Here is a 23,804-nt window from a genome sequence, read left to right on the forward strand (position 1 = left end):
CCACCGCACTGCTGACCGCATTCATCCCCCTGGCCGGCCCGCTCCTGGCGACCAGTTCACTCAGCGCCTCCGGAACCGTCGCAGCCCTCGCCATCGCCGCCACCGTCGTGGACGTCTCCCCCTTCTCTACAGACGGCGCACTCGTCGTCGCCAACGCCCGCGAGAACGACCGCCAACGCGTCTACAAGCAGCTGATGATGTACGCCGGAGGAGTCGTCCTCGTCGCCCCCGCACTGGCCTGGGCCCTGCTCGTACCAACCGGCATCATGTGAGGCGCCGCGAACGCATGCAGGTCGGCTGCTTCCGGTAACGGCATCAGTCGATGATGCGACCAAGGACCGCCGGATCCATGTCCGGCATACGAACGGGACAACCCTGCACTCCACCGCAACAGGAACCCCGATAGCCGGGCGCAGGTATGCCCCGTACGTACAAAGGCAGGGCGGCTTTCACAGCCGCCCTGCCTTTGTCTTTGCGTCAATTCGGGACCCACGGCCTCTCAGGCTCCGCCCTGAGTCAGCCCCGTGGTCGCAGTTCGATTTGTGCAGCAGCTCGTGCGCGGACTTGCACGGAAGCAGCTGGTGTGAACCTCCGCGCTCCTCGCCCAGCTCGCGCTGCGCCTCCGCGCCGACCGCGAGAGGACCGAGCTTCCCCTGCGGATGCCCGGCTTCCCGTGGCTCACGTGCTTTGGCCTGATCATCCTCGCCGCGATCTTCACGGTGGGCTTCATCGGGGAGGATTCCCGTCCCCAGCTCCTGAGCACGTTCTGGCTGGTGGCACTGCTGGCGGTGGCGAGCTGGCTGCATCACCGGTCGCGGAAGGTTGCGCCGGTTGTCGAATCTTCGGATGGTGTCAAGCAGCCGGTACTCATCGACTAGATCGGCGTTTGAGCCGCTTCGAAGATTCAGGCACACGAGGGGCGCGTCCGGGGTATGGCCGGTCGCGCTGTGCAGCCCATCCTTGAGAGCTGGTGCCAAAAATGGCACCATGGTTCATGCCCTGGGTGGGGGATCCGAGGATCAATCTGCAGAACAAAAATGGCAAGGCGAAGCCGTACCAGGTGAAGCAGGCCATAGCCGCCATCGATCGGAGCAAGGAGAAGTAGATGTCCACTCGAAAAGCAACTGCTGCGCCGGATGCGGTGGCGCAGTACCGGTACTCGGTCCAGTGGTCGCCGGAGGATCAAGAGTTTGTCGCCACTGTTCTCGAATTCCCCTCACTCTCCTGGCTGGACGAGGATCAGTTCGAGGCGCTCCGCGGCATTGAACGGTTAGTGTCCGATGTCATCGATGAACTTTCACAGTCGGGTGAGGCCGTGCCCGAGCCCATCGCGACACAAAAGTTCAGTGGCCGGCTCAACCTGCGGGTACCCCCGGAACTCCATCGCAAGCTCGCGATCGAAGCCGCCAATCACGGCGTGCCCCTCAACAAGTACGCAACTGAGCGGCTGACAGCCTAAAGCGCACGCCCGACATGGGCCGACAACAAGAACGTGTAGGCCGGCTGACCAGCAGTTAAAGTAGTCGGCACCTGCCTTGTTGACATGTGGCGAAGCGGGCCTACACTGAGCCATGCCCGTGACTGGCCGAGCCGTCTCTGCCGCGGTGCTGCTCGTCATTGGGGCAGGACTGGCGCTGCTGGCTGTGCCGGTCCATTACGGATTCATGGCAATGTACGGCGGTGTCACCGATACCGCGTTCGAGGGGTTCACGTGGGGGTTGACGTCTGGTCCCTCCGGATTGGCGCTCGGGCTGGTCGTGGTGGTTGCGCTGATCGGTTTCATGCTCTCGACGAGAGCGTGGATGCGGCTTACGGCCGTGGCAATCCCGGTCCTCATGCTGATCGGGATGTTCGCCGTCACCCCTGCGGCGCTCGGTCAGAAGATGGAGAAACAATTTGTTTCCGCTCCGCAATGCGTGACCGAGGGCACCGACGAGCCCATGGCCTCCGCAGACCGTGAGTCCCAGCAGGTGTTCGATTCCATCGAGCACATCGGCCACTTTAAGGGTGGCGGCGGCATGAGCGGCGTCGCCGGCTGTACCCGCTGGTTTGTGCTCCCGGAAGACGCCGATGTGTTGCAGCACTATCGGGCAGCGCTGCCAGCAGCGGGGTGGGAAGTGGTCGAGGATGACGGGCGCCACCTGCGGGCGCACCTTGATGGCCGGGCGTTCGATGTGACGCCCTGCCCCGGAGGCGGTGTGGTCTGGGCCGGCAGCGACGATGACCGCTCATACGGACAGGGAAGGCCTGAGTTCGCGGGTACTGAAATTTGTCCCCACGACCTCTAAAAACGACATGCCGCGTATGGCCCGGTAATAGTGTCGTCTGCACGTTCCTAGCGGTCTAACCCACCCTCCGTCAGCCCCATAAACATGGTCCGGTGCAGGATGTCCACGTGTCTGCGCGAGACCTCCACCGCCTCCTGGACATCGCCGGCACGCAGGGCCGCTACCAGAGCAACGTGGTCGCAGTTCGATTTGTGCAGCAGCTCGATCGGGTACGGGATGAAGTACTCATAGAGCTCGGCCAGAGCCTCGTGGTACGCCTCCACGGCGGCGCCCAGCCCTGACGCGGTGCCCACCAGCTGGTGGAACTGCTCGTCTGCCTGGTGGTAGTCCGACCAGTCCGAGGACTCGGCCATGTCGCGGGTCAGCCGCTCGAGCTCATCCAGCTGTTCAGCCGTGGCGTTGAGCGTCGCGTAGTGCGTCACCGCGCATTCGAACAGCAGCCTCCGGTCCACCAGCCGGTTCACAGCCTGGGACTCCGCTGGTGATGCCGAAAGCTCCGCCAAAACGTCCGTAGGTGGCGAATCCGCCACGAAGGTTCCGCCGGCCCGGCCCCGGCGGCGGACCACCACGCCCTGCTCCGCCAGGCTCGCCAGCGCGCGGCGGGCGGTGATCGGGCTGACCGACAGGCCCAGCGCCACATCCTCCTGGTCGGGCAGACGCTCGCCGGGTTTCAGTAGGCCCAATGAAATCGCCATGCCGATCCGCAGCCGCACGGCATCAATGGCGCTGCGCCGGTCGATGCCGGCCAGCCTGCCGGCGCCGATGGGCGAGGGGTCGGCGGTGTCCTCCAACTGACGGGTCATATCCGCTACTTTACGGCCCAAACCTCCCTCTTCCCATAATTGGATCATTCTGATCTAATATAGTGCAGATCACATCCCCAACGCGGAGAACACCATGCAACGCACTCTTCCCCTCATCGCCGCCCAGGCCCGGCCCCGGCTCATCGGTGAACCCGTCTCGGCCTTCGCGGACGAGGTCGCCGCCGCCCTCGCCGTTCAGCCGCACAGCAGTCTGGTCGTCTTCCCGGAGCTGCACCTGTTCGGGGATTCCGATCCTGACCAGCAGCGCACCGAAATGCTCCAGGCCTCCGCCGAACCGCTGGACGGCCCTCGCGTAAGAGAGCTGAAACAGCTGGCAGCAGACCTCAAAATCTGGCTGGTCCCGGGCAGCGTCTGCGAGCGCGGTCCGGAAAGGCAGCTGTTCAACACCCAGCTGGTCCTGTCCCCGGAAGGGGAACTCGCCGGCTACTACCGGAAGGTCTTCCCCTGGCGCCCGTTCGAGCCCTACGACCCCGGCGACCGGTTCACCACCGTGGACCTGGCTGGCATCGGCAGGGTGGGCCTGAATATCTGCTACGACGCGTGGTTCCCGGAGGTGTCCCGCCAGCTCGCCTGGATGGGCGCCGAGGTCATCCTCAACGTCGTCAAAACCACGACGCCGGACCGCCGCCAGGAGCTGGTGCTCGCCAAGGCCAACGCCATCGTGAACCAGGTCTTCGTGGTCAGCGTCAACTGCTCGGGCCCCACCGGCAAAGGCCTGAGCATCATCGTGGACCCGGAGGGCAACACCCTGGCCGAGGCCCCGGACGACGCACCGGTACTGCTCACAGCGGAACTGGACCTTGCCGCCGTCGAGCGCGTCAGGACGCACGGCACCGAAAACCTCAACCGCCCCTGGTCTCAGTTCCGCGACGGCGAAGATGCCGTCGAACTGCCCGTCTACCAGGGCCGGATCAGCCCGGCCACCTGGGCTCCCCAGTCCTTCAACGCCTAAGGAACCACCGTGACAACTTCACCCACGCTCACCCGCACGCTGACGCTGCCCTCGCTGGTCCTGTTCGGCCTGGCGTACCTGACCCCTCTGATCGTCCTGGGGATCTTCGGCATCATCGCCGAAACCACCGGCGGGGCATCACCGGCCGCCTACCTGGTTGCCATGGTCGCCATGCTGTTCACGGCGCACAGCTATGGCCGGATGGCCATCGCGTACCCCGTTGCCGGTTCCGCCTACACCTACGTCCGCCGGTCCATCGATCCCCGGGTGGGGTTCCTGGTGGGCTGGGCCATCCTGCTGGACTACCTCTTCCTGCCCATGGTCATCTGGCTCATCGGCGGCTCCTACCTGACCGCACAGTTCCCCGGAATCCCCATCGGCGTCTGGATCGTGGGCTTCATCTTCATCACCACACTGCTGAACATCCTCGGCATCAAGGTGGCGGACAAGGCCAACTACGTGCTGATGGCGTTCCAGCTGCTGGTCATCGTGTTCTTTGTGGCGCTCTCCATCGGCAACGTGGTGTCCACGCAGGGCGCCGGGGGACTGGCCAGCACCCAGCCGTTCTTCAACGACACCTCCAGCATCGCCACCATCTCCGCCGGTGCCGCCATCGCCGCGTACTCGTTCCTCGGGTTCGACGCCGTCACCACCCTCACCGAGGAGACCATCGACCCGCGCAAGAACATGCCCCGCGCCATCATGCTCATCGCCCTGATCGGCGGCGGCATCTTCGTGGCCGTCTCGTACGTGACCCAGATGGTCCACCCCGGCGGGGTTTTCGAGGACTCGGCCTCCGCGGCCAGCTCCATCGCCCTGCAGATCGGCGGGCAGCTGTTCGGTGCGGTGTTCCTCGCCGGTCTGGTGGTGGCGCAGTTTGCCTCCGGCCTCGCGGCGCAGGCCAGCGCCTCGCGCCTGCTGTACGCGATGGGCCGTGACTCGGTCCTGCCCAAGGCTGTCTTCGGCCGGCTCAGCGCGAAGTTCCACACGCCGGTGGTGAACCTGATCGTGACCGGGATTATCGGCCTGATCGCGATCTTCCTGGATGTGGCCACCTCCACCTCGTTCATCAACTTCGGCGCCTTCACCGCCTTCACCCTGGTCAACGCCTCGGTGGTGTTCCACTACGTGCGCCAGCGCCGGGCCGGGCACCAGCTGAACCCCGTGTCCTACGTGGCGGTCCCGATGGTGGGAGCCATCATCTGCGCCTACCTGCTCTCCCAGCTGGACAGCAACGCGATTACGCTGGGACTGTGCTGGCTGGTGCTGGGTATGGTGGTTCTGGCCCTGATCACGCGCGGCTTCAAGGCGGCCCCGCCGGAAATGACGGCGACGGAAAAGGCAACGGTTGAGGCGGCCGCCTGAGCCGGACGCCGAGTACGTGCCGCCGCCGCCGGAGCCGGGCGGACGGAGGGGAAGGAGTAGCCGTGCGGATAGCGCTCGGGCAGCTGGAGTCGGGAACCGACATCCAGGCCAACCTTGCGGCGATCGACCGGTTCGCCGCCGAGGCCGCGCTCGACGGCGCCACGCTGGTCGCCTTCCCGGAATACGCCACCTATGAGAAGAAAAAGGTGGACGCGACGTTCCCCGAGGTGGCCGAGCCGCTGGATGGCCCCGTCTGCCAGGAACTCGCCAGCACCGCCCGCCGCCACAGTGTCGCGCTGGTGGCGGGAGTGGTGGAAACCTCGGAGGAGCCAGGCAAGGCGTACAACACGTTGGTGGCTTTCGGGCCCGACGGCGACCGGCTGGCTTTCTACCGGAAGATCCACCTCTTCGACGCGCAGGGGTTCGGAGAGTCGACGTTCATCAAGCCGGGCCCGTCCACTAGCCCGGTGGTGTTCGATTTCGGGGGAGCGTGCTTCGGCCTGATGGCCTGCTACGACCTGCGGTTCCCGGAGCTGGCCAGGTCACTGGCCGACGCCGGCGCCCAGGTCCTGTTGGTCTGCTCGTCGTGGGTGCCGGGCACCCACAAGACAGAGCAGTGGCTGGCGCTGAACGCGGCCCGCGCCATCGAGAACAGCGTGTACGTGGCCGGGGTGTGCCAGGCGCCGCCGGTCTCCGTGGGACGGAGCGTGCTGGTGGATCCGATGGGGGTTGTGGAAGCCGATCTCGGCCTGGAGCCTGGCGTGCGGGCGGTGGATGTCTCGCTTGAGACGGTGGCGCGGGTGCGGGAGCTGTTCCCGATGTTCCGGCAGCGGAGGTTGTAGCGGAGAGTGCCATCGGCGCGGCGGTGCTGATCTCCTACCTCGTGGCCGGCCATCTTCCCGGCCCTGCCGGTGTGGCTGATGGCCTTCGTGTTCATTGTGGTGCTCACCGCTGTGAACCTCACCAGCGTGAAGAACTTCGGCGAGTCCGAGTTCTGGTTCGCGCTGCTCAAGGTGGCGGCAATCGCTCTCCGCCCTCAACGCCAACCTCTACGGTGCGTCGCGGATGGCGTACTCCCTCGCGGAGCGGGGTGAAGCACCGCCCCTGCTTGCCTCGGTGTCCAAGGCGCGTGTCCCGGTTGTCGCAGTCCTGGCCAGGTCGCTTTCGGGATTGTCACGGTAGTGCTGGAGCTGGCCTTCCCCGAGAAGGTCCTTCCGGTCCTGCTCAACATCGTGGGTTCGATGTGCCTGCTGGTGTGGACGTCCGCGCTCGTCGCCCAGCTCGCGCTGCGCCTCCGCGCCGACCGCGAGGGGCCCGAGCTTCCCCTGCGGATGCCCGGCTTCCCGGTGCTCACGGTGTTTGGTCTGGTCATCCTCGCCGCGATCTTCACTGTGGGCTTCATCGGCGAGGATTCCCGTCCCCAGCTCCTGAGCACTTTCGCACTCGTGGCGCTTCTGGCGGTGGCGAACTGGCTCCACCACCGGTCGGGGAAGGTGGCCGCTGTCGAGGCTTCGGAGAGTGTCAAGCAGCCGGTGCTTATGGACTGAGTCCGGCGCTCTAACCCCACTTGCGGGGGTGCATACGGTTGAAGGGCGCGTCCGGCTTTGGCCGGGCGCGCCCATCGGCCATTTAGGGTGCGGACTCAACTTCTTTCGGTCTGTGGCTGTTGATAAATCGACAGGGAATTCTAAAGCAACCCTATTCGGATTCCTCTGAGGACGATGAGTCATGGTGAGAAACGTCTAGGGACGCGAGAATCTCATCAAAAGTGCTGTTCCTAACTATCTCGTTAAACATCGCTTCACCCTCATGGACTTTTTTCAAAATATGTGTATGTAATTCGTCGGCGAGTAACCGACGCGTCCGCTCATAATCGGCCCTACCAATACCTATTTGCATCTCAATATCGGAGTCGCTGTCATCCGTCGAACTAAGGCAGAACGTGTATGTGGTGGCACTTGCTGCCTTCGCCGATGCCTGGTTCGAATGGAAGGTGAGGGATAGGAGGTCGCCGACCTCAGCTAGGAAACATTGACCTCCCGCATCAAGGTCTTCATTCTCACTCACGGTCCAGGTGATTGACCCGGCGGCGGTCAGGTCGTTAACTATGGCGAAAATGCTCTCGTCTTGGGAGTAGTTAAAGAAGTTGTTGTAGCCGAGCGCGGCCCACCGATCAAGGAACTCTTCCTGCTGTTCGGGGTCTTTTGCGGTAGGGTCAGCCAGATAGTCCATGACAGCGGCAAAGGCGCGTTCGCGAACAAGATTTTCAACTTGCCCTCTGGCGGCATCCAACAGGCCCTTGAAATCAATGCCTTCCGCCTGCGATTTGACCGTGACCCTCTTTCGCTCTGCGAAGGGCTCCCCATCGGTATGCCTTATCAGGCTAAGTTCGTAGGAGTAATTGGCTTGGTAACCCCATACGTTCAGGGTGGTCCTGCCATCAATTGATGCGCCGAAGCTAAGCGTATTAGCCGGACCTTCATCGGTTTCGGACCACTGCAGGTCGCGGGTCTCTGTCCGCAAAATTGCCTTATCCACGAGAAGCTTCCACCGACTGGCGTCAATATCCATACCCAAGTCCTCTTAACGGTCGTGAAAATTGAATTCATCCTACTTGGTTTACGGCCTCACTGCCGGGAGTGGGCCCCGGGTATCAGTTCGGAGTGCTGGCGGCCTTTTACAGGTTCTTCTTCACCCGGCGACCTCAATACGTCGGACTCGCTCTCTACCAATGTCATCACCAAACATAAAGGCACAGCGCTAATCGACAGCGACCTTGTTGTGGCCGAAGTCCAATAGGAAAACTTCCCAACCCTGGTACTCCTTCGAGTAGGTGACTTAATCAGATAGACCGGCTGCCCCACCCGCCAGCCCCACTTCCGGTGCAGGACGTCCACGTGCTTTCGCGAGACCTCCACTGCTTCCCCAACGTTTCCCGGCGCCGAGGGCAGCCAAGAGCACGATGTGGTCGCAGTTGGACTTGTGCAGCAGCTCGATGGTGTAGGGGATGAAGTAGGCGTAGGGCTCGGCCAGCGCCTCGTGGTAAACCGCGACAGCGGTCCCCAGCCCTGATGCCGTGCCCACCAGCTGGTGGAACTGCTCGTCCGCCTGGTGGTAGTCGGACCAGTCCGAGGATTCAGCGTGTCCCGCGTCAGCCGGTCCAGCTCATCCAGCTGCTCAGCCGTGGCGTTGACGGCCGCGTAATGGCTAACGGCGCATTCGAACAGCAGCCTCCGGTCCACCAGCCTGTTCACGGCCTGGGCCGGCGCGGCGGAGAGTTCGACCAGCACAGCGGCGGACCACCACGCACCTGCTCCATGCTCGTTCTGACGTAGGACGGGTGGAGCCAGCCGCACCGCGGCGCATCTTTTGGCTCAACGCGGGGGCTGGCAGGATGGCCCAATGGATATTGTCGAATTTCTTGAAGCGCGGATCTGCGAAGACGAAGAGCGAGCCGCAATCGCTGCTACGCATTTCCCCGCAACGACTGACTGGTGGGCTTTCACGGAAACGCTCCACACGGATACTGGCCGTGACCAGTCCACAGGGCAGGGACTTCGACATGCAGACAAACACAGTCCCGATTTTGTGCTCGCGGAGTGTGCCGCCAAGCGAGCGATCATCGCCTACTTCCGTACCATCGACAAATTAGTCGACCCAGTCGGCCACCAAACCTACCTCGAAAAGGTTCTGATCCCACTTGCCCGGCCGTACAACTATGAAAGGGGCCGCACCGAAGGGTAGGGCTAGGGAGCCACGGCAGTGGCAGGCGTGTGCCGGGCCCCGCCGGTCTCCGTGGGCCGCAGCATCCTGGTCGATCCCATGGGGGTCGTTGAAGCCGATCTCGGGCTAGAGCCCGGCTTCCGGGGCGGTGGATGTCTCGCTGGAGACGGTGGCGCGGGTGCGGGAGCTGTTCCCGATGTTTAGGCAACGGCGGTTGTAGGGCGGCCGCGTGGCTGACACCGGGCTTGGTCACGCCAACTGACGTGAACCCTTTCGTTTGCGGCTGGAAGTGCCGGATCTTCGAGATGGAGGGCGAACGGCTTTATTCAGGAAAGTTACAAAAATTTGTTAGGGATGAGCAATTTTTGTAACAGCGGCAGATGTCGGTGCCGGGGGATACATTGCAGCCATGACCCATGAAACGAAGTCTGCAAAGAAGCGCGCGGCCGCCGTTCGCCAATGCCCGGTGTGCGGGCACGAAGCCTGGCCAATTGTCTTCGGCATGGTCCTGCCCGGAGACCGGCAGGACTACGCGAACACCGAGTTCGCAGGCTGCATCGTGCATGAAGAACGTCTGAACCCTAGAACTGGTCAGCTGGAATACGGTGTGCCGGAATGGGCATGCCAGAATGTCGAGTGCCGTTACCGTTGGTGGTGACTGCCGTGCAAAGTGATCGACCTGAAGGCGCTTCTGCTCTGGTCTGGCGCCGACATCGAGGCTAGCCCGCGTACCGCTCAACGAACGAAGGGACTCAGCCCTACTGGTCGTTGAATGGCCAATTGTTTTCTTGCGCCAGCCTTCGAAGGAAACTTCGTTTGATGGTCCAGGTTCCGTTTTTCTGCGGAGGATCCTGCCAAGCACCCCTCGTGTCTAAGGCGCCGCTATCCCGAAGTTCCCGAAGGCGTGTGCGTAAAGTCCGTCCTGATCTGCTTACTATGTCGGCCGGGTCGTCTGCACTGAGGTTGTCTTTCATATGATTTCCTATTCCGTCCTAGACCGTCTTGGGTGGGTTATCGGGCTCAGCGTCCAGGGTTGCCTGAAGCAACCGATCGAAGCTGGCGGTGGCGTAATCCGGGGGTGTTGCAGTGACGACGACGCGGGTGGAACGCAAAGTGTCGTCCACCCGGGCAACAGCGGCGACTCGGTTCTGGGCCGGGCCTTCGTTGACGACTTGGAGGTTGAGTCCGTGTACACCGTTGACTGGCAAGGGCAGTAGCCGGCCCTTCTCGGCAAGAGCTCGAAAGTCCTTGACAGTAAGACCGGCGTTGGCGTCGCCCGTCAGCTCGATGATGGTTTCGTTGACATCCGCCAATAACCCCTTCACGAACGCCTTCCGGGGCGAGGATTTGTTTGCGTATAAGAACAGCATGATCGCCCCAACCACGATGACGGTGGCGCCGAAGGCTCCGAGGTTGGTAAGGATGCCGAAGACCATGAAGCCGAGCAGGACCCATCTGGCGCGTAATTTAGCCAAGAAGTCGATGGATCCGGGGCCTTGCTGCGCGTCCCACTCTGTAGAAGTGAATCTTCTGATGACCCTCTCTTCGCTGCCACGAGTCATTGTCAGTTCTCCTTCACTTCGAGGAGGGCCTCGGCCATGGCAATGGCCCGGCGGGCGTCGTTGAGGTCGTTACGTAAACCAAAGTCCGCGGTGGACACTGTAGCGGCTTGGGGTGTCCCCGCCAGCTCGGCGATGGCACGGTTAAGGTTCTCTCGCTCGCGTGAGAGCATTCGGGACGACTCAAGTTTCAGCTTGCTCCGGTTCAAATCAAGGAGCGACCTTTTGATCTCGTCGCAGCGGCCCTGGATAGTTGCCTGTTTTTCAGCGAGGCGTTGGGTGCGATTCAGGAACATTGATTCCATCCTGACGGCTACCTCGAGTAGCTCGCCCAACGCCTTTTGTTTCGCTGCCGACTTCGTTTCCCTTGCTTCAAGCTTTCCGACTTTACTGCGCCGTTCTTCCCACAGCCTGAGACCGACTTCGTTCTGCTTGTAAAGCAACCCGACTAAGTCCAGCGACTTACTCAGCGATTCCTGGCGCAGGTCGAGATTCCCCGCAGCAGAGTCGAGCTGTGCGATGAATTGTGCGTAGTTGTCATCGGGCGTTTTCGGCGCGGCTCCGTTTTTCACAGGAGATTAATTCCCCGGAACCTTGCCGCAAGAGCGTGCTAAGTCAAAATGCACTGCGTCCCTCTTTTCACCCCGGGGTTGCGATCTGGTGTTTGTAGTATGACCCACCCCACAGACAAAATGACCGGGATCCCCGACAGCTCAGGTAGCGACGGGAGCGGAGTGCCAACCGCTAAGCCTCAGTGGTCAGCCGAGGCTGGCCGCCAAGTCTCGGCTCGAGAGAGTGCTGCCTTCAACTCCCGTCCGCCGGCCTCTTCCAACAAAGCAGAATCGCCAACCACAACAAGCAGGCTTCGAGCCCTGGACAAGCCAACGTAGAGCTGCTCCGCCGCGCGCCCCAGATCTTTGAAACCGTTAACGCACAAAACAACCACTGATCGCTCGAGGCCCTTGAACCCCAAAACATGGCCGTAAAATTCGGCGTCGTTGGCGTGAAATTCGCGCCAATAGTCGTCGGTGGCATCACGGTCAAAGTAGTCCTGGTGCACAGGATGCCGGTCCCGTGTTGTGAGCATCGCGATCTGGTTCGGCGCCCACCCTTCGTCGATTAGCGCATCGATACAATCTCCTGCGACGTCGAGGGCGTCTTCAGTCGCGGACTGAACGCGTCGAACGGGCAGTCCTGTACTGCCGCGAGGCGTGAAGTGATCGCCCGCGAAGGACTTGAACGTTTCCGCGATTTTCCTGGTGTTGCGGAGGTTTTCATCAATGTGGATTGTCACCAGGTCCTCCAACGGGCTCCCGCTGCCCCCTGCTGGATTACCCCAGCGCCGGTAGACATCTTGATGGTCGTCCATGAACGCGTATATCTCGGCGCTTTCCGTGGTGGTGGCGAGCAGGGCTTCCCACCACAGCGGGGCAAAATCCTGGGCTTCATCGACAATGACGGCGTCCAGCCGCTGATGCAGCTGCATGTCGGCCGCGAGGCCCCTCAGGAGCCGCGGCAATTCCTCCTCGAAGTAATCGGGCCCCTTGCCGTCCGGCACACCGAGCTGGCGGGCATATTCATGGAACTCACCGGTGAACGCGGGCCTGGCATGACGCCACTGCGAGACTCTGTCCTGCAAGTACTGACTGAGACCCTTGTTATAACTGAAGAGGCCGACGCGTTTGCCCTCTTTGCAGAGCAGCCGAGCCTTTTCCACAGCCAGCCATGTTTTTCCACTCCCCGCGCCGCCGGTGAACTTGATCCGGGGGAGTGAGCGAGTCGCCCGCAGCAGTACCGCCTGCCGCTCGGTTAGATGATCTTGGGCGTCTTCCACTTCTTTAGGATCCTGCGGCTCACCGGCAGGATTGCCTAGCGTTCCGACCAGCCGGCTGATTATTCGCTCCATGTATGAGGGAGCCAGGGGTGAGGCACCACCGCCCTCACTTTCGATCGCGGCGCGGACCAAGTCGGCCGGGGATTCGATGTCGCGCTGGTCCAGGATGAGCGTTCGGGGGCACCCTGCCATCTCCCAGCTCCGGGGCACTTCGGTGTAGGGCAGGCTGACCATGTAGGCGAAGCGGCTCGTCAACGGTGTCCCGAGCTGTTTGCCGATCCAGTTCTTGAACGCATGCAGTGATCCTTGGGACTGCGCGACCGGACTTTGGATTTTGCGCTTTTGGGATTTGTCGGATTGGAGCCACTGCCCGTTCTCGACGGAGACACGTCCGCCCTTCACCTCAATGGCAGCCATTCCGACACCCGGCCACAGCACCAAGATGTCAATCTCGTGCTCGGCTCTTCCGTCCCGCAGTTGAACCGAATGCGCAAGGACTGCCTCCTCCGGAAGGCTCCTCTTAAAAGACTCCCAGACCGCTTTTTCAGCCAGCTGGCCATTGCCAAAGTCAGGCTGTTCAGGGATGCACCTCAACGGAGGTCCCTCGCTTCAGTCTGCATTGGTATCAGCTCATAGACCTGCCCCAGAGCCGGCAGGTGCATTAGCGTTCTCAAGACAGGCTTGCCCGTAGACGCCAGGAGTGCGTCCCTGTAGGCCGCCATTTGGCCAAGGTACTTCTCTCGGATATGCCCCTCGGGGTCGTTGCCCGGGTACGTCTTGTGGTCCACGAGAACGAATCCTTCAGGGCTCTCCAGCAGCAGGTCTATCCACCCTTCCATCACCCGGTTCTCCGGCCGCCAGCCAATGGCTGCCTCGCGGTGTTTGATCCATCCAGGGAACTCGGCTTCAAGATATGCCTCGAACCGAGTGCCCGCAGAAAGGAGGAGCTCTGCTTCGATAAGGTGCCCCACGCGCCAACGCCCGATGATCCGCTCGGCAAGCGTTCGCTGCTGGTTGGCATCGAGCGTCCCGTGCCCTGTTCCGAGGTAGGCATGGACGGCGTTGCCGACTGCACCCCACTCGTCAGAGCCATGGGTCGCCAGCCGCGTCCCGAGTTCCGAGGCCAGCAGCACCTTCGCCTCGTGCCCGACGGACTCCTGGGAGCTGGCGGTCACGCGGGACGGCATGTGCACGACAGCTGGCAGTTGACTGGGAGCGTCCGTGAACCCCGCCGCCCAACCGGTCGGTCGAACCGCCACTTCTACAGGGTCAAGTGCCGCTATCCGCGCGGGAAATGCGGCACCTCCAGCGACCTTTAGCTCGCCCGCGTTCTCGGGGTCATCGGTCTCGGACCACGAGATGAGCGATTCGACGCCCAGGTTGTTCAGGAGGCCCGGGACGCTGCCTTTGCCCGTCAGCACGTTGGTCTCCACCGCCCTGGTCATGCCGACGTACATCAGACGGGACATGTTCCGCCGCTCACGTTCCTCGGCGTTCAAAGCCACATCGCTCACCTTGCCGCGGGAGTCCAAGGGTGATCCGGCGTAAGGGAAAGGGCTCGGCCAGAAACGGATCCAGCGGCCGGCGAGAGGCTTCTCGAGATCGAATGCGCCGTCCTGCTCCACCGCGGCGCCGAATGCCGCGAACCGCAGGTCTTTGTCGAGTGCCTCCAAGACGACTATGGGCCACTCGAGCCCCTTGGCCTTGTGATACGTGAGGACATTCACGACGTCCGGGCCGGCGTTCTCGGCCGATTGCTGTTCGTCGGAGCCGAAGAAGGTGAGGAATCCGCGCAGGGTTGCGGGGGAGCGGAGCGCCAGGCAGCGCTCGTAATAGGCCTCGAGGGTGCCGCGGAAAGCGTCAAGGTTTCGCATCCGTGTGGCGGGAGCAGACCACGACGTAATGAGGCCCGGAATCCCCAGCGCTCCAACTACGGCTTCGAAGATTTCAGTCGGCGTTGCCGTCCTGCCCTGAGTGCGCAGGGCGTCCAAAGCGGTCAGCAACGGCGCTGCGTTCCAGCGCTCCAGCACTGGCGCGGGGTTGACGGCGGACAACAGCTCCTGCTGCCACATCCCATTGGAGGGGTGGCCGGGATGGAGGGCAACAATTTCGGTCAAGGCGACAGTGTCGTAGCCATCCGCGACGTAGGCCATCCCGGCGCGAGCCAGCTGGATCTCCCGCGCCTCGGCAAGCTTGCGCGGATTGCGGCTTGCCCTAATTCCAAGGTCGTCAAGGGCAGCTGAGAGAGCCTCGACATCGGCGTTGGACCGGGTTAGTACGGCAATATCTCCGGGCAGGACTTCGGAGCGTCGCGCGAGCAGGTCAGCGACCCCGGCGGCCGTCGCACGCAGACGCTCGGCGTCGTTGCTTTGCGGGCGTGTCCACGCTTCGAGAGTTCCAATCGGCCAGCCTTTGTGTGCCTCCGGCAGCTCGAGATGGACGGCTTCGTGGGCCATGTCATGTTGCGCGAACACTGGCTCGAACACGGCATTTGAAAGATCAACGACGGCCCGATGGGAGCGCCACGAATGCGAAAGCTGCTCCCTCGTCGGCACGCGGTCCACGACAGCCTGCATAAGGTCCGGGTCGGTACCACGGAACTCATAGATCGACTGCTTTGGGTCACCCACCCAGACGGCTTCCTTCACCAGACGGCTGAGTTGCAGGAAGAGCTCGAGCTGGAGTGGGCTCGTGTCCTGAAACTCGTCGACAACCAGAAAGCTGATACGCCGGGCGAACGACGCGCGGAAGGCTTCGCTGTCCCGGGCCAGCCCGAGGACGAGCGTCTCTTGATCCACGAAATCCATGAGTCCATGCAGGCGCTTGAACTCCGAATACGTCTTGAGGCACTCAGCGGCGCAGGAAAAAATGCCGCGGATGTACTGCTCAAGGTCCATGTGGAGCCCGGGATTGGAGAGGAGTGCGGTGTGAATGCGTTCGCGCAAATCCCAGAAGATGGACTTAATCGGGCCAGCTGGGCTCGACGCGATGAACCCGCGCCAGATCTCCCATGGCGTCTCGTCGACGGTGCTGGCCTGGTCGAGCTTTTGTATCACCTTGGGATACTGCTCGATGAAACCTTTCGTGCCGATCTTTGCGGCCTTGCCATCCGTGCCGATGCCGGTCGCTGCGACGGTGTCGAGCTGCACACGTCCCTTTTGGAATTCCAGACGCCACTGCTCCCGCTCGTCGTCCTCGCTTGGCGGGTCGAGCAACTCCCTCAACCCGGTCCAGGACCTCTCTGCACACGCGGCGAGGTCTTCGGCTTCAAGGAGGTTGGTGCGGGCTGCGTCGACGATGCCCCGAACCGTCTCCTCCCACGTCTGCGCATCGCGCGCCCCGTTTCCATCCGTACCCATCCGACGGGCAATGGGAAGTATCCCGGTCGCATGTTCGGCGAGGACGGCGTCGGTGGCAAGATGAAAGATCCCCGCGAGCTGCTCTTCGCCTATCACTTCGAGCGCCGGAGAGAGACCGGCATCGATGGCGTGCTCCTGAAGCAGTTTCCCGCAGACGCTATTCACGGTTCCGATGAGGCTCGCAGGTAGCTGCTGGGCGGCGAGCTGCAGTGACTCTGAAAGCCTGGACTGTTCATTGACGGCGGCAGCCTCGGATTGTTCCAGGAGTCGCGCCCCGATGCGCTCCTTTAGTTCGCCGGCTGCCTTTTTAGTGAAGGTCGTGGCCATGACTGCGCTAGCGGGCAGCCCGTCCTCGATCTTCTCCGCAATGACCTGGGTGAGGCGGAAGGTCTTGCCGGTTCCGGCACTCGCCGAGACCATGGTGACGTTGTCCAGCAGGTTCATGAGAAGTCCCCCTTTAGTCCGCAGAGCACGCCGAAGTCGCAGAAGCGGCAGGGCGGTTTGACGTGATGCCTGCCGGCTTCGGCGTCTAGTTGGGCACGGTCAGGAGCATCGTCGCCTCGGGCGTCGTCGGCAGGCTGGGTCGCCGTTATGCGGCCGGCGAGCACTTCCTGGACCGTGAATTCGGCGGCGCGCACAGCCTGCGTCCAAAGCTGCCCGGGCTCGATGGCCCTGGGCAGCGGTGTGCCGAAATGGGTGTGGGCGGACGCAAAAGCGCCCTGCTTGAGCAGGTAGAACGCGGTCGGGTCGTCGGGTGCGGTGTCGCCGGAGTGGAGAGCCCATTGATAGAGGGCCAGCTGGAGTGCGGTGCCCTGCTGGATTTCGTCACGCCGGTACTTCACGTTGTTGGTCCATTTGAGATCGACGACGACGGTGCGGCCTTCGGTGTCGATGCCTACTGCGTCTGCGCTGCCTCTCACTGGGACGCTGATTTCCCCGCCGGCGACCGAAAGCCGGACCTCCTTCTCGATAGCTTTCTCGACGTTTTGGAGAGTTATGCCGCCGCGTGAGAGCTGGGTGAAGAAGGTGCTGATTGATGCAATGAGGGTGGTGCTGACCCCGGTGCGGCGGCGGAGCTGACCGGGCAGCAGCAACTCAGAGGCAAAGTGGGGCATGAGCTCGTCGATGGCTTGGCGGATTTCCGTTTCGTTCGGGACCGCGCGGTTGCCGGCGCGGAGGCGGTTGTGGAGGACCTCGACTACCTTGTGTGCGAAGCTTCCGAGCATCTGATTATCGGTGGGTATGCTGGCGGCGTCGGCCACGCGGAGTTTCGATTTCTTCCCCAGCACCCAGGCCAAGGAGCAGCCGAGCAGCGTTGAGAGCTGGCTGAAGGAGAGACTGTCGGGGCGGAATGACGGGTTAGGGCCGACTTCTCGGACGGGTGATGGAGGCAGCGGATGGTGAGGTTCCACAGCGACCAGCTGAGCGTCCCGTCCGGCGAACTGCCACTTGCCGTCCGCGCGCACGAGGTCGCCGGGGATAGCGGTAAGGCGCGCAAGCCTATCCATGATTGTCTCGGCAGGATTCGCGGAGTTCGAAGCCGGCTGCGCGGCGACAAGCGCCTCAAGCAGGGGGTTCCCGGCGGTGCGCTCACCGTTGAGCTGCTCAACTTGGACAATTATCAGATTCTGGCAGTGGCCCGCGGCTGCGAGAGTCCGCGCGATCGAAAGAGCCGCAAGGTCTTCGGGCAAGGGTAAGTGCACGCCTGTTCGGGCGAGGGTTTCGACGTCATGCGCGTCCCAACGTCGTCCCGCCGCAGTTGTGCCGCTGCGGAAGCCCCACCACAGAACACTCTCGACATCATCGCCTAGTTCGTGAAGGTGGCTGAGCCGGAGCCAGGGGCTGGCCTCCACGGCAGCCAGCGGGTTTGTCGAGGGAGTGACAACGGCAGCGATTATGCGTCGGAGCTCGCGGCGTGAGACTCGCGGGAGGCCGGTCACGAGATCCAAAATCCGCTGAAGCTGAGTTGCTGTGCCTTGGAAGGTTGGGTCGACAGCGGCTCGAGCTCTGAGCCGCCCGGCCAGCCATTCTGCTGTCTCTGCGAGCCGGGCTCCGCTGACGTCGTCGCCGACGAGCAAGTCGGAGCTGAAGCGCTTGTCTAGGACTTCGGCCAGCTCTACGCCCAGATGCTCGTCCTTTGCGATTGAGGTGATTACCGCATGCCAGGCCTCACCCCCTGTTCCGGGTTCTTTTTCGAGGGCACGCAGTAGTTGGCCAGCGGCGGGGCCTTTGACGGGAGTGCCGGGAAGGGCCAGGAACTCTGCAAGGAGCCGCACATCGGCCGGTGCCCAGATGAGCTCGAAGAAGAGTGGAATCAGCTGATCCTGCGCCCGCCAGGGAGAGCGGGCACCCACCCCAAGACGAGGTAGTTCGTGGCCGGCCAGGTAGTGGTCGAGGACCGTCGTGCTGTCCGAGCACACAACAGCGGTGCTCGTGTTGGCCCCGCTGGCAAGCCACCGGGCCGCGTGCTCGGCGGCTTCCCATTCGGTCTCGGAAGTGAGAACCGTCAGGCGGGGCTGGGCGACGGGGCGGCCGGCCTCGGTGACTCGGACGCCTAGATCGCGGAGCTTTCCGATGATCCGCTGCCACATCAGGGGAAGCGCAGCCTCGGACTGCTGAAGGATCAGTTGCTCGATGCCGAGCGGGAGCGGCGTATCCAGGACTTCGAGGAGTTCCGGGACATCGTCCGCGAGGGACGGAGCCAGCTCGCCGCCGGCATGTTCCGCAGCGGCGAGGGTGCGGAGCAAGGGCGAGGGACCGGCGAAGTCCCGGCTATCTGCCGGGAGGGTGCCACCCCAGCCGTTGATGACGGCATCATCCCGGGCGTCGAGAAGTTCACTCGCGGTGGACCACGGGTCGACTGCAAGAGATCGATGGAACCAGGCTCCGGGGAAGTCGATGGTTTGCAGCCGCTTGAGGTACTGGGCGACGCGTTCTGCATGCGGAGTGTCTGGGCGTGTGACGCCCAATCGTGTTTGCAGCAGCGTGGTGAAACCCTTCGGCCCCACGCGCACCTTGTTAAGGCCCGGATGCGTGTACGCCCACGGCGCTCGGTCCAGAAGCCACCCGAACTCAACGATCATTGTTGTCCCCCATGCTGGTCTGCTGGCTGTTGTATCACGGTGTGGTTTCGGGCGGACTAGTTGGCGTCCTCGACAGAGACTTCTAGTTCGTCAACGAATCCCAAGTAGCCCTGTTGTCTCACTAGGTTGCCGAGTGCCAGCAGGTCGTCGGGAATGGTGTCCACTGCTTTGGCCGCCTCGCGAACCGTTGTGGCATTGATTTTGCCTGCGTACTTTCTACGCAGGAAAGCCTTGAAGCCCTCGTCACGCCATTTCTCTTGCCGAAAGGCGGACTTACTTGCCTGCCAATCGTCGAAATTCAGATTGAAGAATCGAGGTGAAAGGTAGTCCAGAATGTCCGGCCTTTGTAGACCGAAGGGGATTATTCGACCTAATCGGCCAAGTTGAACAGCACGCCGTCCCAGTTCGACCAAGGCGTGTTCTTCCTTCGTTGAAGCCTTCGACAGCAATTCGTCAAGGCGCCGCTCTGCCAGCTTGCTGTCGCCAGCACCTGCGGCTTCGACTGCACTTTGCCAGATGGGCGCGACTCTCGATTGAACGACGTTGTCCAAGACGACGATGATTGGTGCGTCCAGAGCGTCAAAAAGAAACTGCATGTCTGGTAACGCGGCCGCATGATCCGTTCCTCTCATTACGAACACCCTCGCGCCGGATTCGCGGATGTGTGCTGGCAAGCACTCTTCGAGGACGATTTGGTCGTGGGTGCCTTCGACTATAACCGCAACACGCGTCATTGACAGGAGATCACTTGGCCTAATGCCGAGCCGCTCTGATTCCTCATCGAGGCTCTTCTGAGCGACGCCAACTTCAAGCGGTCTAATGGCGGTCTCAGCACCACCAGTCAGCGTCAGATGAAGCAACCGGGCGCCAAGCCTGGGGTCCAGAAAAGCAGGGGAATGAGTTGCCCCCATGATTGAGACGTCTGTGAAGACATCGCCGAGTTGTTGGACACCTCTGGCAACGCGTGTTTCAAGCTGTCTGTGGAGGCCTTGTTCGGGTTCGTCCAGGATGATGACAAGTGGTTTGCCCTGAACCGCCCCGTAGAGAAACAGACTTAGCGCGAAGCGCGTCCACCTTTGTTGACTAAATGACAGATCGTGCAGGGGGATCGAGATTTGTTCCTGATCTCGTGGAAATGCAACCCATCTTGGTGTCTTGCCCGAAAACCACTCTGAGGGTGTGCCAGTATCAAACCTCAGCTGGAAGGGAAAATCCCCGAGCAGATCCAGAATGCGATTAGCCTCGCGCACTGCCTTCAGTGCGGCGTTCCGGGCACCGGCTGCAATTACTACGTCGGAATCATCCGAAGCTTCAACGACAGGATTTCGACGCCCAGCACCAGCGGCAACTAAGAGGAGCGACTTTTGCTGGATCTCTTCGGTAGGCATTGAATCCATGAATACCTGCGCGGGGCCTTGCCAGATTCGTCCGAGTTTTATCAATGGAACAGGCACGCTGGACGGCCAGGAATGGATGGGAGAGCTGCCTAGGACCAAATACTCGTGCCCACCAGGCGAAAGCCCAGGACGGACATCAAAGGGCTGGAGGTACCACTCTTTGGCGCGGGCCAAGGAGAACGGGTTCTTAAGTGCGAGCATTAGGTCAGTGTTAGCGTCTTCCAACAAAGCACGGTTTGAGTCATCAGAAGCACGCGCATACGTTTGTAGTTCTTGGTGTTGTTCCTCGCTAAGGACTGCGGACAAATAGACCGACCACGAGCGGTTCTCGCTCGTTCCTTCGGGCTCAAGGGAAATTTGGAAACCCTGGCTGGTGGAAAGCTCCGGGTAAGCCAGGAAGTCCATTGGATCGTCCTCGAAGAATTCACCCCAGCTGTCGGCACGTGCCATGACTGCCCTTTGGAACTCTTCCCGATACTCATCTTCACGGTAAGAATCTTCGTGAACGTCCAGCATTTCGTACAGCGCGCGGACGAAATCGCCATCGCCATCTGCCGGTTGAGTGTCAATCGAGATATGGATAAGAGAGCCCGCCGTGCGAGTTCGGCCTTTTCGCCCAACACCACGAAGCGCTTGGGTGACTTGCTCCAGCAGTCGTGTCTTGCCGACTCCATTCTTTCCATAGAGCATGGTTGTTCCAGAGTGAAAATCCACGTGCACGCCGTGGATTGGCGGCGGGCCGAATACTGAGGCCCCCATGATTTCATAGCCCTTGCCCTTAAGAGACATGTGCGCTCCCACCTGTTTTGATAAGGCGAGAGACGAGTTCAGGGGCTGTAGTCATGGTCACATTCCTACCATTAGCTGGCAGCGTTATGTAGAACCGTCGCCGCGGTTCGATCAACCGCCATTCCCCTCGCTCCGTCGCCAGGCCCTCAGCACCCCCATAAACAGCGGATTCGGCCGTGCCCCGGGCAGTACCCGCCGCACATCCTCCAGCGCCCCCATAGGAGACACTCCGGCAACCGAAGCCCCGTAAAGCGCAGCCACGGTGGGTGTCCGGGACTCCGCCCGCACGCAGTGCAGCAGGACAGTTTTGCCCTCCGACCGGTAACGGTCGACGGCGGCAGCCGCCTCCTGCAGCACGAAGCGAGCATGCGCGTTCTCCTCCTCAAAGGGAGAATCAACCACCCAGAACGTGGCGTGGTCTTCCGCGGCCACTGCAGGAACATCCAGCGTCCCCAGCCGGCACAGCGACACCACCGCATCGATCCCCAACTCCGCCACGCGCCCAAGCGAACCGACCCCGCCCAGCCACACGCCGTCGTCGTGCGGGTGCTGGAGCAGCGCATCGGTGCGGCTCCACATGCTGTAGTCATGACGTTCGGCGCGCGGCCGGGACGCGGGCCGGCGGCCATCGCCGCGGCCTAGTTCCATGCCGAGAGTCATCAGGTCGCGGGCACGCATCCCTGGCCAGCCGTGCAGGTGCTGCCGCCATTCGAAGGGCACTGCCGTGTAGCCGTACGCGCCACCCAGCAGCCCGCCGGCGATCGCGGCCACAGTATCGGTGTCCCGGCCGCCGCGCACCGCCTCCTCCAAGGCCTCCCGAAGGTGGGCCGGGCCGGACGCTGACAGGCCCGCCTTGTGGATTGCGCTCCACGCGCCCTGGAACGCCTCCACCACCCAGCCGTTACGGGTGAAGTCACGCGGCCGAGACCGCTCCGCAACATCGATCCGCTCCAGCCACACCGAAGCCCGCTCAGCAGGCAGCAGCGGCAGCCCCGCCCGGACGTCGAGCCGTCCGGTGAGCACCGCGTGGCGGATGGCGACGCACCAGAGTCCGCAGGCTTCCTGTGCGTCGGGGTCGGCGTGGGTCAGGGTACTCATCACGCCAGCCGCGGCCATCAGTTCAGACGGCTGCCGGTCCAGATAGGCGAGGGCCAGCGGGGCCGTGCGCATCAGCGAGCCGTTGCCGGCGCTGCGGCCGGTGCGGGCGTGGAAGTCCGCGGCGGCGGTGCTGAAGTCGGCAGCGTGAACCTTGCTCCGCCCGGCAGCGGAAGCCAGGCGGCGGGCTGCAGCAATGACGGCGCTTGTCTGCGCACCCACGTCCTTCGCCTCCGCAGCCCACGATGTCCAGGCCCGGACCACCATGGTCAGCGCCGCGGGGGAGGAAGACCCGGCACCGGTGGCGGACTCCAGCAGCGCCTGGGCGATCGGGATGGCCATGGAGGTGTCGTCGGTCCACTCGGCCGGCGCGAACCCGAACGGGCCGCCGCTTTTCATGGTGACTTCGGCGCCGTCCGGCAGCGGCGCACCGAACTCGTAGCCGGCTCCGAGGGCGTCGCCCGCGGCCAGGGCGACGAGGACGCCGGCCGAGCGGTCATTCTGCAGGGGGTTCAGTTTCATGCCATCTCCATCAGGGGGTGTTTGGTGTTCCAGCCGGTCAGGTGGGCCAGCTGGGGGCGGCGCTGGGGGAGCGCGACGGCGATGCCGGCGGCGGTGACCGATCCGGCGGCACGGGCGACATTGCGGCTGCGGAGTGCGCCGTGGTCACGGACCTCCACGGCCGCGGTGCCGTCGTCGAACGTTCCGAAGTCCATCGCCTGGACGTGGGCGGCGAAGTCGCGGGCGCGCTGGCCGGGCATCGGCCCGGATGCCAGCACCTGGGGTGGCAGGAGCTCGAGGTCCAGCAGTGCCGCCTCGATCAGCTGGCGGTAGTGGCGGAGGAAGAGCGTGTTGGTGCCGACAACCTCCAGGAGCAGCGGCTGCTGGCCGTGCCCGATAACGACGCCGCGCTGGCCTTCCAGCGGTTTCGGTGCGTCCGCGGCGCTGAAGCGGTTCCGTTCCTGCTTGTCGTCCTTGAACCAGTCCATGTGCTGCAGGAGGGAGCTGGTCACAGAGGCACCACGGGCGTTATCGAAGCGGCTGACCCGCTCCCAGATGCGGCCCTGGCGGTCGCCGCCGCGCTGCCCGCCGGGGCCGTTGGCCAGCTCGGACCAGACGTTGAGCGGGGCGCGCCGGGCCTGCCGGCGGTGGCTGGTTTCGCCGGCTTCCCAGCGGCCGGCTTCGACGCAGAAGGTGTCGATGTCGCGGGTTTCGCCCGGGCCGACGACGACGTCGCGGGCGCAGGTCCGGTGCTGCTGTCCGCCTTCGAGCAGCTCGCCTTCCAGGAGCAGCGCGGGGTGCGGGCCGTTGTTGGTGACGGTGAGGCAGGCCACCTGGGCGCCGCCGGCGAGTTCGGTGACGGCAACGTCGGCGTGGGTGCCGGTGCTGATGCCGAGGCTGCCGGAGCCGGAGGTCCAGACGGGGAAGATGCTCAAGGGGCCGACCCTGCTGCCGGCGCCGATGTGGAACTGTGGGACTTTCATGGTGACCTCCGGTAATTTAATGCATTTCTGCGCTAATTGATCTTAGTATGTA

The 23,804-nt window shown here is 63.0% G+C and carries 20 protein-coding genes and 2 pseudogenes; 11 read left to right on the forward strand and 11 right to left on the reverse strand.

Annotation, left to right across the window (positions count from 1 at the left end):
- The 4 genes and pseudogenes from AC1DRE_RS22190 to AC1DRE_RS22205 all read left to right on the forward strand — a co-directional run.
- Window positions 1-272, forward strand: a pseudogene (locus AC1DRE_RS22190) (SLC13 family permease); the annotation flags it as partial.
- Between the two features lie 387 nt (window positions 273-659).
- A complete protein-coding gene (locus tag AC1DRE_RS22195) occupies window positions 660-878 on the forward strand; it encodes a hypothetical protein (protein WP_476986655.1) in 219 nt (72 codons plus the stop codon).
- Between the two features lie 227 nt (window positions 879-1,105).
- On the forward strand, window positions 1,106-1,459 hold the full coding sequence (locus tag AC1DRE_RS22200) for a type II toxin-antitoxin system HicB family antitoxin (RefSeq protein ID WP_476986656.1): 354 nt from the start codon (window positions 1,106-1,108) through the stop codon (window positions 1,457-1,459).
- Between the two features lie 112 nt (window positions 1,460-1,571).
- On the forward strand, window positions 1,572-2,288 hold the full coding sequence (locus AC1DRE_RS22205) for a hypothetical protein (protein ID WP_476986657.1): 717 nt from the start codon (window positions 1,572-1,574) through the stop codon (window positions 2,286-2,288).
- 47 nt (window positions 2,289-2,335) lie between these two features.
- Here AC1DRE_RS22205 and AC1DRE_RS22210 read toward each other — a convergent pair whose 3' ends face one another.
- Window positions 2,336-3,091: a FadR/GntR family transcriptional regulator gene (locus AC1DRE_RS22210; RefSeq protein WP_476986658.1), complete on the reverse strand. Its 756-nt coding sequence runs from the start codon at window positions 3,089-3,091 to the stop codon at window positions 2,336-2,338.
- A gap of 94 nt (window positions 3,092-3,185) precedes the next feature.
- Between AC1DRE_RS22210 and AC1DRE_RS22215 the strand changes: the two genes are divergently transcribed.
- The 5 genes and pseudogenes from AC1DRE_RS22215 to AC1DRE_RS22235 all read left to right on the forward strand — a co-directional run.
- On the forward strand, window positions 3,186-4,064 hold the full coding sequence (locus tag AC1DRE_RS22215) for a carbon-nitrogen hydrolase family protein (protein ID WP_476986659.1): 879 nt from the start codon (window positions 3,186-3,188) through the stop codon (window positions 4,062-4,064).
- Between the two features lie 9 nt (window positions 4,065-4,073).
- Window positions 4,074-5,429, forward strand: a complete 1,356-nt coding sequence (locus AC1DRE_RS22220) for an APC family permease (RefSeq protein WP_476986660.1) — start codon at window positions 4,074-4,076, stop codon at window positions 5,427-5,429.
- Window positions 5,430-5,491: 62 nt separating this feature from the next.
- Window positions 5,492-6,271, forward strand: coding sequence for a carbon-nitrogen hydrolase family protein (locus tag AC1DRE_RS22225; RefSeq protein ID WP_476986661.1), 780 nt, complete (start codon window positions 5,492-5,494; stop codon window positions 6,269-6,271).
- A 78-nt stretch (window positions 6,272-6,349) separates the two neighbouring features.
- Entirely contained in the window at window positions 6,350-6,523 is a 174-nt protein-coding gene (locus tag AC1DRE_RS22230) for a hypothetical protein (protein ID WP_476986662.1), read from the forward strand.
- Window positions 6,456-6,976 (forward strand): annotated as a pseudogene (locus AC1DRE_RS22235) (amino acid transporter); the annotation flags it as partial. The gene AC1DRE_RS22230 and the pseudogene AC1DRE_RS22235, both read left to right, overlap by 68 nt.
- Window positions 6,977-7,127: 151 nt before the next feature.
- On the opposite strand, the gene AC1DRE_RS22240 reads toward AC1DRE_RS22235, so the two are convergent.
- Both AC1DRE_RS22240 and AC1DRE_RS22245 read right to left on the reverse strand, forming a co-directional pair.
- Window positions 7,128-8,000 carry a hypothetical protein gene (locus tag AC1DRE_RS22240; protein ID WP_476986663.1) on the reverse strand — a complete coding sequence of 291 codons (873 nt, stop codon included), beginning with the start codon at window positions 7,998-8,000 and terminating at the stop codon, window positions 7,128-7,130.
- A gap of 267 nt (window positions 8,001-8,267) precedes the next feature.
- Complete coding sequence (locus AC1DRE_RS22245) at window positions 8,268-8,513, reverse strand: hypothetical protein (protein WP_476986664.1); 246 nt, start codon at window positions 8,511-8,513, stop codon at window positions 8,268-8,270.
- 318 nt (window positions 8,514-8,831) lie between these two features.
- Between AC1DRE_RS22245 and AC1DRE_RS22250 the strand changes: the two genes are divergently transcribed.
- Window positions 8,832-9,173: a DUF6221 family protein gene (locus AC1DRE_RS22250; RefSeq protein WP_476986665.1), complete on the forward strand. Its 342-nt coding sequence runs from the start codon at window positions 8,832-8,834 to the stop codon at window positions 9,171-9,173.
- A gap of 388 nt (window positions 9,174-9,561) precedes the next feature.
- Complete coding sequence (locus tag AC1DRE_RS22255) at window positions 9,562-9,810, forward strand: hypothetical protein (protein WP_476986666.1); 249 nt, start codon at window positions 9,562-9,564, stop codon at window positions 9,808-9,810.
- Window positions 9,811-10,144: 334 nt separating this feature from the next.
- On the opposite strand, the gene AC1DRE_RS22260 is transcribed toward AC1DRE_RS22255, so the two are convergent.
- The 8 genes from AC1DRE_RS22260 to AC1DRE_RS22295 all read right to left on the reverse strand — a co-directional run bounded on the left by AC1DRE_RS22260 (window position 10,145) and on the right by AC1DRE_RS22295 (window position 23,752).
- The gene (locus AC1DRE_RS22260; protein ID WP_476986667.1) at window positions 10,145-10,714 is read right to left on the reverse strand and encodes a hypothetical protein; all 570 of its coding nucleotides are present in this window, start codon (window positions 10,712-10,714) and stop codon (window positions 10,145-10,147) included.
- 2 nt (window positions 10,715-10,716) lie between these two features.
- Window positions 10,717-11,283, reverse strand: coding sequence for a hypothetical protein (locus tag AC1DRE_RS22265; protein WP_476986668.1), 567 nt, complete (start codon window positions 11,281-11,283; stop codon window positions 10,717-10,719).
- 179 nt (window positions 11,284-11,462) lie between these two features.
- Window positions 11,463-13,139 (reverse strand): NERD domain-containing protein, encoded by a 1,677-nt coding sequence (locus AC1DRE_RS22270; RefSeq protein WP_476986669.1) that lies wholly within the window; start codon window positions 13,137-13,139, stop codon window positions 11,463-11,465.
- Window positions 13,136-16,348: a UvrD-helicase domain-containing protein gene (locus AC1DRE_RS22275; protein WP_476986670.1), complete on the reverse strand. Its 3,213-nt coding sequence runs from the start codon at window positions 16,346-16,348 to the stop codon at window positions 13,136-13,138. The genes AC1DRE_RS22270 and AC1DRE_RS22275 overlap by 4 nt, the downstream gene beginning before the upstream one ends.
- A complete protein-coding gene (locus tag AC1DRE_RS22280; RefSeq protein ID WP_476986671.1) occupies window positions 16,345-18,987 on the reverse strand; it encodes a RecB family exonuclease in 2,643 nt (880 codons plus the stop codon). The genes AC1DRE_RS22275 and AC1DRE_RS22280 overlap by 4 nt, the downstream gene beginning before the upstream one ends.
- Window positions 18,988-19,043: 56 nt before the next feature.
- Window positions 19,044-21,173 carry a hypothetical protein gene (locus AC1DRE_RS22285; protein WP_476986672.1) on the reverse strand — a complete coding sequence of 710 codons (2,130 nt, stop codon included), beginning with the start codon at window positions 21,171-21,173 and terminating at the stop codon, window positions 19,044-19,046.
- Window positions 21,174-21,284: 111 nt separating this feature from the next.
- The gene (locus tag AC1DRE_RS22290) at window positions 21,285-22,790 is read right to left on the reverse strand and encodes an ADP-ribosylglycohydrolase family protein (protein ID WP_476986673.1); all 1,506 of its coding nucleotides are present in this window, start codon (window positions 22,788-22,790) and stop codon (window positions 21,285-21,287) included.
- Window positions 22,787-23,752, reverse strand: a complete 966-nt coding sequence (locus tag AC1DRE_RS22295) for an ARPP-1 family domain-containing protein (protein ID WP_476986674.1) — start codon at window positions 23,750-23,752, stop codon at window positions 22,787-22,789. The genes AC1DRE_RS22290 and AC1DRE_RS22295 overlap by 4 nt, the downstream gene beginning before the upstream one ends.
- Window positions 23,753-23,804: the final 52 nt, after the last annotated feature.

The organism is Arthrobacter sp. P4_H3 (assembly GCF_056400885.1).